We start from the raw sequence: 623 nt of genomic DNA, 5'->3' as shown, positions 1-623 counted from the left end.
CTTTGTTGACGGGGACTTAGAAACCCCGTCCGTCTACACGGCGGGGTAGTTCATCATCTCGCTTCGTACCATCTAAATTAGCCACTTTTGGTAAATAACCCCAACGTTGAAAACCAAACTTATCAAATAACTTTAAACTAGGCTGGTTATGAGCAAATATAACACCCAGTAAAGTATTGATTCCTAATTTAGGACTGTACAAAATTGCCTCTGAAAGTAATTTTTTCCCTATTCCTTTACCTTTATATTCAGGAGCAATATATATGCTCACTTCTGCTGTAGCTTTGTATGCAGCTCTGCCATTAAAAGACTGAAAACTCAGCCACCCAACAATTTTTTCATCTAATTCTATCACCCAAATTGGACGACTATCAGGTGAGTGTTCTTGATACCAAGGAATACGACTTTCAACTGATATAAATTCTAGATCTGCAGTAGCAATACGACTAGGAATTGAAGCATTATAAATTTCTACAATTACGGCTAAATCTTTTTCTTCAGCGTTTCTAATTTTCATTACTGATGTAGGAGTCTTAATTTTAAATTGTGCAGAAAATAGGTTCAACAATTAATAATTAATAATTAATTATTAATTATTAAGGCTTGCGCTCATAAAGCTAAAA

The 623-nt window shown here is 34.5% G+C and carries 1 protein-coding gene; it reads right to left on the bottom strand.

Annotated elements, in window-relative coordinates:
• Nucleotides 1-16 precede the first annotated feature (16 nt).
• The gene (locus D5R40_RS33620) at nucleotides 17-517 is read right to left on the bottom strand and encodes a GNAT family N-acetyltransferase (protein WP_124143073.1); all 501 of its coding nucleotides are present in this window, start codon (nucleotides 515-517) and stop codon (nucleotides 17-19) included.
• Nucleotides 518-623 lie beyond the last annotated feature (106 nt).

Source organism: Okeania hirsuta (assembly GCF_003838195.1).
GTDB lineage: Bacteria > Cyanobacteriota > Cyanobacteriia > Cyanobacteriales > Microcoleaceae > Okeania > Okeania hirsuta.
This window is presented reverse-complemented; position numbering and strand designations above follow the sequence as displayed.